Origin of the sequence: Komagataeibacter rhaeticus, from assembly GCF_003207855.1 — a bacterium.
Lineage (GTDB): Bacteria > Pseudomonadota > Alphaproteobacteria > Acetobacterales > Acetobacteraceae > Komagataeibacter > Komagataeibacter rhaeticus.
In genome coordinates this window covers 339,155-348,826 of the sequence record NZ_NKTZ01000003.1, presented here as the reverse complement: position 1 = coordinate 348,826, position 9,672 = coordinate 339,155, and the positions used below count along the sequence as shown (strand labels likewise).

7 protein-coding genes and 3 pseudogenes are annotated in these 9,672 nt (G+C 61.4%); 2 read left to right on the top strand and 8 right to left on the bottom strand.

The features are described from left to right. Positions 1 to 750 (bottom strand): annotated as a pseudogene (locus CFR78_RS05710) (IS3 family transposase); the annotation flags it as partial. 64 nt (positions 751 to 814) lie between these two features. On the opposite strand from CFR78_RS05710, the pseudogene CFR78_RS05705 reads away from it, so the two are divergent. Continuing rightward, positions 815 to 1,450: pseudogene (locus CFR78_RS05705) on the top strand (DMT family transporter); the annotation flags it as partial. Between the two features lie 142 nt (positions 1,451 to 1,592). Here the strand turns inward: CFR78_RS05705 and CFR78_RS05700 are convergent. From CFR78_RS05700 to pxpB, 7 genes and pseudogenes are all read right to left on the bottom strand, one after another. Next, positions 1,593 to 2,388, bottom strand: a pseudogene (locus tag CFR78_RS05700) (family 1 encapsulin nanocompartment shell protein). A 1-nt stretch (position 2,389) separates the two neighbouring features. Next, the gene (locus tag CFR78_RS05695; RefSeq protein WP_034932241.1) at positions 2,390 to 3,427 is read right to left on the bottom strand and encodes a Dyp-type peroxidase; all 1,038 of its coding nucleotides are present in this window, start codon (positions 3,425 to 3,427) and stop codon (positions 2,390 to 2,392) included. 262 nt (positions 3,428 to 3,689) lie between these two features. Next, positions 3,690 to 4,943: an MFS transporter gene (locus tag CFR78_RS05690; RefSeq protein ID WP_007398030.1), complete on the bottom strand. Its 1,254-nt coding sequence runs from the start codon at positions 4,941 to 4,943 to the stop codon at positions 3,690 to 3,692. A 73-nt stretch (positions 4,944 to 5,016) separates the two neighbouring features. Beyond that, positions 5,017 to 5,943, bottom strand: coding sequence for a DMT family transporter (locus CFR78_RS05685; RefSeq protein ID WP_110581024.1), 927 nt, complete (start codon positions 5,941 to 5,943; stop codon positions 5,017 to 5,019). A gap of 160 nt (positions 5,944 to 6,103) precedes the next feature. Next, complete coding sequence (locus CFR78_RS05680) at positions 6,104 to 6,871, bottom strand: LamB/YcsF family protein (RefSeq protein ID WP_110581023.1); 768 nt, start codon at positions 6,869 to 6,871, stop codon at positions 6,104 to 6,106. Further along, positions 6,868 to 7,878 (bottom strand): 5-oxoprolinase subunit C family protein, encoded by a 1,011-nt coding sequence (locus CFR78_RS05675; RefSeq protein WP_110581022.1) that lies wholly within the window; start codon positions 7,876 to 7,878, stop codon positions 6,868 to 6,870. The genes CFR78_RS05680 and CFR78_RS05675 overlap by 4 nt, the downstream gene beginning before the upstream one ends. Continuing rightward, positions 7,875 to 8,507 (bottom strand): 5-oxoprolinase subunit PxpB, encoded by a 633-nt coding sequence (pxpB, locus tag CFR78_RS05670; RefSeq protein ID WP_110581034.1) that lies wholly within the window; start codon positions 8,505 to 8,507, stop codon positions 7,875 to 7,877. The genes CFR78_RS05675 and pxpB overlap by 4 nt, the downstream gene beginning before the upstream one ends. A gap of 405 nt (positions 8,508 to 8,912) precedes the next feature. Here pxpB and CFR78_RS05665 point away from each other — a divergent pair, with 405 nt between their 5' ends. Next, the gene (locus tag CFR78_RS05665) at positions 8,913 to 9,668 is read left to right on the top strand and encodes an SDR family oxidoreductase (protein ID WP_110581021.1); all 756 of its coding nucleotides are present in this window, start codon (positions 8,913 to 8,915) and stop codon (positions 9,666 to 9,668) included. Positions 9,669 to 9,672: the final 4 nt, after the last annotated feature.

The following is a 9,672-nucleotide window of genomic DNA, read 5'->3' as shown; positions in this document are numbered from 1 at the left end:
AGGACAGGACCTTGCGCGTGAACCAGTCCATGATCGCCACGAGATAGAGAAATCCCCGTTTCATGGGAATATATGTGATATCGGAACACCAGACCTGGTCAGGCCGATTGATGACCAGATCCCGTAGCAGATATGGATATTTCCGATGCTCCGGATGGGGCACGGTCGTGCGCGGCTTCTGGTAGATCGCCCGCAGGCCCATGATCGCCATGAGCCGCCGGACCCGCTTGCGGCCCACTTCATGTCCCTGGCGGCGCAGATGCCATGTCATCTGCCGTGAGCCATAATACGGCGTTTCCAGGAACTGGGCGTCGATCAGCCGCATCAGCTCCAGATTGGCTTCGCTCTGTGGCACAGGCCGATAGTAGACGCCCGACCGGTTGAGTTGCAGCAGCGTGCATTGCCGGATTATCGGCAGGCATGCTCTCTTCGGGTCAATCATCTGCCGCCTCTGATCACGCCCAACCGAGCAGAGGCATCCCGCAAAAAATCCCGTTCCACCAGCAACTGGCCGATCTTGGCGTGCAGTTTCTCTACATCAGCAGGGCTGACTGAAGGTTCCGTTACTGACTTACCAGAAAAAAGGCTTGCCATGCCTTCGATCGCCTGGCGCTTCCATTGGGCGATCATCGTCTGATGCACGCCATGTTTCGAAGCCAGTTCCGCCAGCGTCAGTTCCCCACGGATCGCCTCCAGCGCAACCCGTGACTTGAACTCTGCCGCATACCGTTTCCGCGTAACCTTGCCCATAAAACCCGTCCTCGTTCAGGCCAGATGATAGCTTATCGCCCTGTCCGAAAAATGGGGACCACCTCTCATGTTTCTCATGCCGCTTTTTGTCACCATCCTTTCCGTGACCCTGCTGCGCGAGAAGGTGTCGGGTTGGGCCTGGCTGTCCGTTGTCCTGGGGTTTGTGGGGGTGCTGATCGTGCTGCGGCCCGGGATGCGCGCGCTGCATCTCGGGCATCTCTGTGCCCTGATCGCTGCTGTTGCCAATGCGGTCGGGGTCATTGCCTACCGGCTGGCCGGGAACAATACGCCACGACTCTCGCTGTTCGGGTCCAGCCTGTTCGGGCCGCTGGTGGGGGACGGGGCGCTCATGTTCGCGCATGCGCACTGGCCGCATGGCGCGCGGGTGTGGATGTTCCTGTTCGGGTACGGTTTTCTGGCGGCACTGGGGCAACTGTTCATGATGATGGCCACCGCCCGCGCGCCAGCCAACCGGGTGGCCCTGCCGCAGTACAGCCAGATGTTATGGGCGGTGGCGTTCAGCTACTTCCTGTTTCATCAGCCGCTGGATGGCTGGACCTTTGCGGGTATTACCGTTGTAACCCTGTCGGGCATGCTGAACTGGGTGCGCCAGCGCATACATTATGAGCATCTGGCCCTGGAGGAACGACGTGCGGCAAGGCTGCACCTGTCCGTACTCCCTGCGGGCAGGGAAAGATAACGGGCCGGGTTGCCGGTTCCCGCAACGCTTGCGGGCTGGGCCGGGGCCTGCCCGTAAAATGTTCCGCAGGGCATAAGAAAGCCCCCGGATGCTGCCTTCCCGCAGGAAGGCGACAGCCGGGGGCTGGTGTTTTTATCGATGATCAGTCAAGCGCGACAACGGCTTCGGTTGTCAGCACACGGAACACGAAGCTTTCCTGCAGGTAGAGTTCAACCGTGTCCGCCGTATGTCCCAGATACCCGATCGAGAAATCCTGCCCGATATCAAGGGCAAAATCCCCCCCACGCATCGATACGACAAATGCGCCCTCAATGGCGGGTGCCCAGATGATGCTGCCGTCGATCAGGCTTTCGACATGCTTGCGGACAGGATAGCCATCCTCGTCTCCCCCGTTCAGGGCAAGATAGGCCTGCGCCCCCAGTACGACGGAATAGGGGCCATTGACCCCGGCCAGACGCAGCGTATTGAGTGCATCGGCAAGGGCGTGCGGATAAGTCCCTGGCGGAAGCGGGCAGGCTCAGATGGGGATTGGAACTGCCCTGGCGTAACCCGCGGATGCCGGCGGCTGCGTAACCATCAAAAACCGCTCGGTCCTCCGCAAAGGCAATTTTCCTTGCGGCATCCTTTACGGGCTGCCAGTCGGAATCGCATGATCCGCGTTCCACGGCATCAATTTCTTCACGCGACAGGGTGAAGGGCACGCGCAGTTCAACCAGGGGCAGCACTTCACGGCGTAGCGCCTGAATCCCTTCATGGGGGGCCGCGATCCGTGTGCCCCGTCCGGAACCGACCCCGGCAAATGCCGTTCCTTTGGGTTCGGATGTATCGACCACGCGCCGTCCGGCAAGGTGACGGCGGATGGTACGGGTGGCTTCATCCTCGATTTCCGTCCATGCGGCACTGGAAACCGGGGCCAGATGCTTGTGAAGATTGTTCATGTCAGACGTCCTTTCTGAGTGAGCCGATCCCGAGGGAACCGTCATGCGGGCTGGCCATCTCCGGCGCGGGTTTGGCCGGGCCAGCGGTTTCGGCAGGTCGCGCGTCAGGTAGGGGGAAGGCGGGGGCATTATCCAGAAAATCAGCGGTGGGAATGAAGAACAGGGCGCCCCCCACGGCGGTACTGACATCCAGTATCCTGTCGTAATTGCCCGGGGGGCTGCCCACAAACATGTTCTGCAACATCTGTTCTACCCGTGTGGGTGAACGGGCATAACCGATGAAATACGTGCCGAATTCACCACTGCCCACTTTTCCAAACGGCATGTTGTCGCGCAGTATCTGGATCTGTTCGCCGTTTTCTTCAATGTTGGTCAGTACGTTGTGGGCGTAACTTGGTTTTTCCGATTCAGGCAGTTCAATATCGGATACTTTCCTGCGGCCGATTATATGCTCCTGTACTTCAGTGGGTATGGCATCCCATTTCTTCAGGTCATGCAGGTATTTCTGTACTATGACGTAGCTGCCGCCGCTAAAGGGGATATCTTCCGCTCCGATCAGCGTTGCGTCCCGTGCGGCCTGGCCTGTCGGGTTTTCCGTTCCATCGACAAAGCCCAGCAGGTCACGCTCATCGAAATATTTGAACCCATGCACCTCATCCACGACATCGGCGGCCCCTTCCAGGCGGGAGACGATGTTGGTGGCCAGTTCAAAGCACAGGTCCATCCGCGTTGCGCGGATATGGAAAAGCAGGTCCCCCGGCGTGGAGGGTGCATGATGGACACCGTTGATCTCCACAAACGGGTGGAGTTCACGCGGGCGGGGGCCGCCAAACAGCCGGTCCCATGCATCCGAACCGATGCCCGTGATGCAGCTGAGCTGGCCGTCGGGAATCCGGAAGCCGACAGCACGCTGAAGCGATGAAAGGTCGCCCATCAGGTCCCGGACCGTCTGGTCGGCCGTTTTGGCCCCGGTCAGGGTCAGGACCAGAAAAATGGCGGCCCGGGTCAGTTTCGTATCAACGGGTTGTGGTGTGGCCAACGGACTGAAGCTCCCTGTGGGTGATACGGATGTAACACGTCAGGGCACCCAGCATAGGCGTATGGCCGATTGTGACAAGGGAGGCGGCACGACAAAATAACCGGAGCGCCGATGGAATAGGAAGGCTGATAAACAGGATGGATAAGATCATTTTATCCCCTTATCCCTGTAACGCCACAAATAAAAAACGGGCATGCGGGGCATGGGCGGCTTCTGCGCGTCAGTCGCGCCCCCTGTGGCGCGCGTGCCGTAGCCGGAAAACCTATCCCTTCATCCTGATGGGCGCGCGGACCAGCATGAGCGAGACGAGTGCCGCCATGATCAGCGCGGCCGCGCACATGTACCATGCCATGTCAAAACTGCCGGTATAGAAGACGATGTAGCCGGTCAGGATGGGTGAAAGCAGTCCCAGGGAGTTGCTGCATGTCAACGTGACACCGGTAACGGTGCCAATTTTCTGGCCATCTTCCACCAGGTCGGTCAGCAGCGCGGTATTGGCGCCATTGGCGGCAATCAGGCAGGCAAGCGAAACCGACAGGACCAGCAGGATGGGGGCCATGGTATGGAAATGGGGCAGAAGCCCGATCGTGGAAGCCCCGGTCAGGCAGGCCGCGACAATATAGCGCCGCCGGGGGGGATGGATTTCATTGCGGAATACAACCTGTTCAAATACACGGCCAATAATGATGGCACCGATGGCAGCCGACAGGTAGCACAGGGCCGTTCTGGTGCCCGTTCCGGTTGTATCGATGTGAAGTTCGTGCATGAGATAGAGCGGCATCCATGACATGACCAGAAAATTCAGGTAATTCTGGGTGCATTGCACGGTCAGTATGCCGATAAAGGAGGATGAGCGGAACAGGTCCCGGATCTGTGCCAGCGATATGGGTTCCCTGCGGGGGGCGGTGGCCTTTTGCGCGGGGTCGCGGTAAACCAGCCACCATACGACAGCCCAGAGCAGCCCGATCCCACCCAGCGCCACGAATTCGAAGCGCCATCCGAACAGGGTGATCAGATAGGCGCCAGCAATCGTGCCACCGGCCAGTCCCAGTTGCATGCCGGTCAGCAACACGGTCATGACCGACCCGCGTTCACGCGGTAGCGCCCAGTTCCGCACGACGGTCGCGCCGACCCCGAAGGTCGGGGCCTCCCCTATGCCCAGCAGCACCCGGGTCATGAGGAACTGGGTGATGTTATGGACCATGCCCCCCAGCAGCATGGCCAGGGACCATACACTGACCGCAAGGCTGCCAATGACGCGCGCGCCGACCATGTCCAGCACGATGGTGGAGGGCAGGTTGAGCAGGAAATACGACCACAGGAAACTGGACGAGACCCAGCCCATCTGCACCGGGGTCAGGGTAAATTCCTTTCCCAGCGTGGGCAGCGCGATGGAAAGTGCCGCGCGATCCCCGTAACTGATGACATACATCAGAAAGACAAGGACGAAGAACACGTAACGGGAAGGGACGGTCCGCGCTTCGCGCGCGCTGGTCGCAGCGTCACCTGTCATCATGCTACCTGACTCCTGATGGGTCATGAACGGGAAGGGGGGGGCAGGGCGGTACCGCTGCGGTGACTGGCTGCCATCACGGTGGTGTCCCGGTTGCGGCATCCATGGTGCCTGTTGCCACCGCCTCCTGCTGCCGGGCGGGGCGGTCATGGCGCAGCATCCACACGCCGGAACCCACAATCAGCAGGCCACCGCACATCATGGCCACGCCGGGGACTTCACCAAAGCCAAACCAGCCGATCAGCCCGGCCCATAGCAGGCCGGAATAGGCAAAGGGGCCAATGGCGGAAACCTGTGCTGAAGCAAAGGCTTCGGTCTGCAAGACCTGGGCAATGCCGGCAAAGGCGCCCACGGCCACAAGGCACAGGGCATCCGTCATGCCTGGCGTGGTCCAGATGAAGGGCAGCGGCAGCGCGGTCATGAGCGTCATCAGGATCGCCTGCCACAGGGCGATGGTGGTGCTGGCCTCGGTTGCCGAGAGCTGGCGGATCTGCATGGTGGTCAGCGCACCCACGGCGCCCTGCGCCAAGGCCACGAAATAGGCCCAGCTGGGCACGGTGGTCGCACTGCCGTGCAGCAGCCCCTTGCCGGACGCCACCACCAGCACGCCCGCAAACCCGATGGAGACGGCAATCCAGCGCTGGAGGGACGGCTTTTCATGCAGCAGCGGTATGGACAGCAGGACCAGGAAAAGCGGCTGGGTATAGGACAGTACCTGCTGTTCCGCCAGCGGCAGCCGGGTCACCGTCACCACCACCATGATCATGCTGACAAGCCCCACTACCGAGCGCAGCAGGTGGCCGCCAAAATGGTGGGTCTTAAGGATTATCTTCGTGCGCGCCGCAATGAGCAGGACAAAGGGAAGTGAAAACAGGTTGCGGAAGAAAATGATCTCAAGCGCCGGGAGCTGCGTGCCGGTCAGCTTCTGCAGGGCATTCAGGGCTGCCGTGAACAGGGTGGCCGATGCCAGCAGGAGTGCGCCGCGCTTCAGGTCATGCTTCATTCTGTCTTAACCCCGTTGCACGACATATAGGCAGGTGCAGTTCATGATGGACCGGAAATACCGGCTGGATGCCGGGTTTATGTTACGATATGGTAACGCTTTGCGTGAAGCCCCGCATCGATCCCGCCATGCCGGAAGCATCGATCAGGACAGGAACGGATCAGTCCGTAATCTGGTTTGCAGGCGTCAGCACGCCCCCATTGGCTTCGATCTCGCTGCGGATGGCCCGGGCCAGTTCAAGTGAGCCGGGCGTGTCGCTATGCACAAGGATGGAACGCGCGCTGACGGGCAGCGTGCTTCCTTCAATCGTGGTGACACAGCCGTCATGCAGGAACTGCCTGACCCGTGCCCGTACCGCCGCCAGGTCGTGAATGACCGCACCCGGCTGCCCGCGTGGTACCAGCGCGCCCGTGGGCAGGTAGGCGCGATCGGCCAGGAACAGGGTCCGGGTGCGCAGGCCCGCTTTTTCCGCCGCGCGCTGCGTGGGCTGGCCGGGCATGCAGAACACGGTCAGTTCCCGGTCTAGCGCTGCAATGGCGCGCACAAGACGCAGGGCCAGTGCTTCATCCGCGTTGGCCATGGTGCCAAAGGCCGCGTGGTAGCTGACATGCGTGACACGGTGGCCATGCCGGGCAGCAATACCCTGCAGCGCGCCGATCTGGTATGTCATCATGGCTTCCATGTCCGCGTCGGACACGCTCATGGTCCGGCGGCCAAAGCCGATCAGGTCCGGCAGGCCGGGATGGGCGCCAATACCCACGCCCTTTTCCTTTGCCAGCCTGACCGTACGGTCCATGATGGCATAGTCCCCCGCATGGAAGCCGCAGGCGATGTTGGCGGAGGAAATGGTGTCCATCAGCCCGTCATCATCGGCAATCCGCCAGCGGCCGAAACCTTCGCCCATATCGGAATTGAGATCGATCTTCATGCCTTCTCTCCTGCCTTTGCGCCGCTGCGGCACCGGGCGGATTTTTGATAATGCGCGACCATCATCCGCAGGTCATCCAGATAGGCCGCAACCGGCTGCATGGCGGCAACGCCCTGCTGGTGGGTGCATTCATGGAAGCGGATGCGCGTGCCGATACGCGCCTGCGCCAGCCGCCACAGATCGGCCTCGATCACCGTGGCGATGCGGGGGTAGCCGCCCGCCGTGTTGGCATCGGCCAGCTGCACGATCGGCTCGCCTGCCGGGGGAACCTGCACAATGCCGGGTACGATGCCGTAGGAGCGCAGTTCAACCGCATGATGCAGGCGCAATGATTCCCCCGCCAGCCGGTAGCCCACGCGGTTGCTCTGGGGCGTGATGCGCCAGGGTGTGTGCCAGAACCGCTGTTGGGAATCAGGGGTGAAAAGCGCATAGTCCGTTGCGGGAATGGCGCGCAGGTTGACGGTGCGGGGTTCGCCCTCATCATATTCGTCGCCCACGGCCACCGTGGGGGGCAGGGCGCCATAGCCGGACAGATGACGGGTGCTGGCACCCGTGGCCAGGGTGTCACCCGCTTCCAGTGGTCGGCCATCCAGCCCACCAAACGCACCGCGCAACTGCGTGCTGCGTGAACCTAGCACGCCGGGCACGTCAATCCCGCCCGCAACGCACACATAACCACGCGCCCCCCATGTGGGCGGGCCGACCCGCAGGACCTGGCCTGCCCCTGCGGTCTCGACCGACCAGGGCAGGATTTTCATGCCATCAAGCGTGATTTCGGCATCGATCCCGGTTATGGCAAAGCTGGTCGTGGCATCGAAGCGTATGGAAAACGGATAGGTCTGCAGTTCAATGCAGGCATCCCCGCGCGCATTGCCCAGCAGGATGTTGCCGACCTCAAGCGCCAGCGGGTCCATGACCCCCGACGAGCCGACCCCCAGGTTGCGATAGCCCGGCCGACCCAGGTCCTGCACCGTGTTCAGGGGGGGTGTTTCAAGGATCATAATCACAGGTCTATGCTTTCCGGATAGAAGCGGATGCGGTCCCCGATGGCGAACAGGGATGGCGGATCGCGCTGCGGGTCGAACAGGGAGAGTTCGGCATACCCTATGGAATTCCAGCCATTGGGTCCGGTCAGTGCGGAAATGCCGGCCTGCATGCCGCCAATTGTCACGGTGCCCGCCGGCATGTTGAGCGAGGGAACGGACTTGCGCGGCGTGGCGATGCGCGGGTCCAGCCCGTGCAGGTAGCCAAACCCCGGCGCGCTGCCAATGGCACAGACCGTGTAGTCGTTGCCATGGTGCAGGGCGATGACCTCCTGCGGGGACAGGTTCGCATGTTCCGCCACGGCCGCCAGATCTTCCCCCAGCGTGCCGCCGTACCGTACGCCGACTTCAAAAAGGCGGCCCCTGATATGCCGTTCGGGCAGGGTTGCCCACTGGTGGCGCAGCCAGCCGGCCACCTGTTCGGGGTCATGGGGGGGATGGGTGAACACAAGCATGAGGTTGGTCACGCCGGGAATGAGTTCGGCCACGTCCGGCCGGTCCTGTGCCGCCTGCATCAGTGCCCATATCCGGCGCTGGCTGGCCATGGTGAACGCGCCGGGGGCTTCAAACAGCATGGCGCGGGTACCGATCATGCTGATGGCGGGGGCCAGGCCCGTGGTGCGCTCCAGATCGCGCGTCGTATCCGTGTTCAAAATACACAGTCCCTAGAACAGTGCCGCCATGCCGTGGGAAAGGGGCAGGATGGGGCATTTTAGGATCACAACCGTAACGAAACGGGAGTCGGGCCGCCCGGTGCCTGAAGATAAGGGTAGGGGGGTTTCGGTAATGATGGCCAGTGCAATTCTTGCTGTGAGGCTATCGGATAATCTTATGGCTCAATGGCGTAGCGTTGGTATCGTATTATGTTATGGCGTAAGAACGAACTGCTCTTGGCGCTGTGGTTTTGGCGCCGGTAGCATGAAACAATACTCTGTGCCCGGTCGCGCATTGCGTGGCCGGGCGGATTTTTCTCTGTTGCAGGATTGGGTCCCATTACAATGAGCAACCAGCCGTATCGTACCGCTCTCGTTACTGGCGCGTCATCTGGCATTGGTGCCGCAATTGTCCGTCGCCTGAGTGAGGCGGGGATTGAAGTGCATGCCGTGGCACGCGACGCAAAGCGGCTGGCGCAGCTGGCGGAAGAAACCGGCTGCATTGCGCATGCGCTCAGCGTATCCGACCAGGCGGGGATCGAGGCGCTGGTCAAGAGCGTGGAAATCGATGTCCTGATCAACAATGCCGGTCAGTCCCGCACCGGCAACATCACCAGGACCACGGTGGAGGATATCGACGCGCTGGTGGATGTAAACCTGCGCGCTGTCCTGCAGCTGACCCGCCTTGTGCTGCCGGGCATGATCGCGCGTGACCGCGGGCATGTCGTCAATATCAGCTCGATTGCCGGGCATTACGCCTTTGCCGGTGGCAACACGGTCTATCATGCAACCAAGGCAGGGGTACACTCCCTGTCCCAGCAACTGCGCTGTGACCTGTTTGGCAAGCATATCCGGGTGACGGAAGTCTCGCCCGCGCGGGTGGAAACCGAAGTATTCGGCCGCCTGATCGGTGACATGGCGGAAGCCAGGAAGCGGTTCTTTGACGAATATGAATCGCTGCTGCCCGAGGATATCGCCAATTCGGTCGCCTTTGCCGTGCTGGCGCCGCAGCGGATGAATGTCAGCTTCATGGAAGTGCTGCCGACCATGCAGGTCGTGGGTGGTCTCAATTTCGCAAAGAAAACGGCTGAAGCGGTGTAACGCC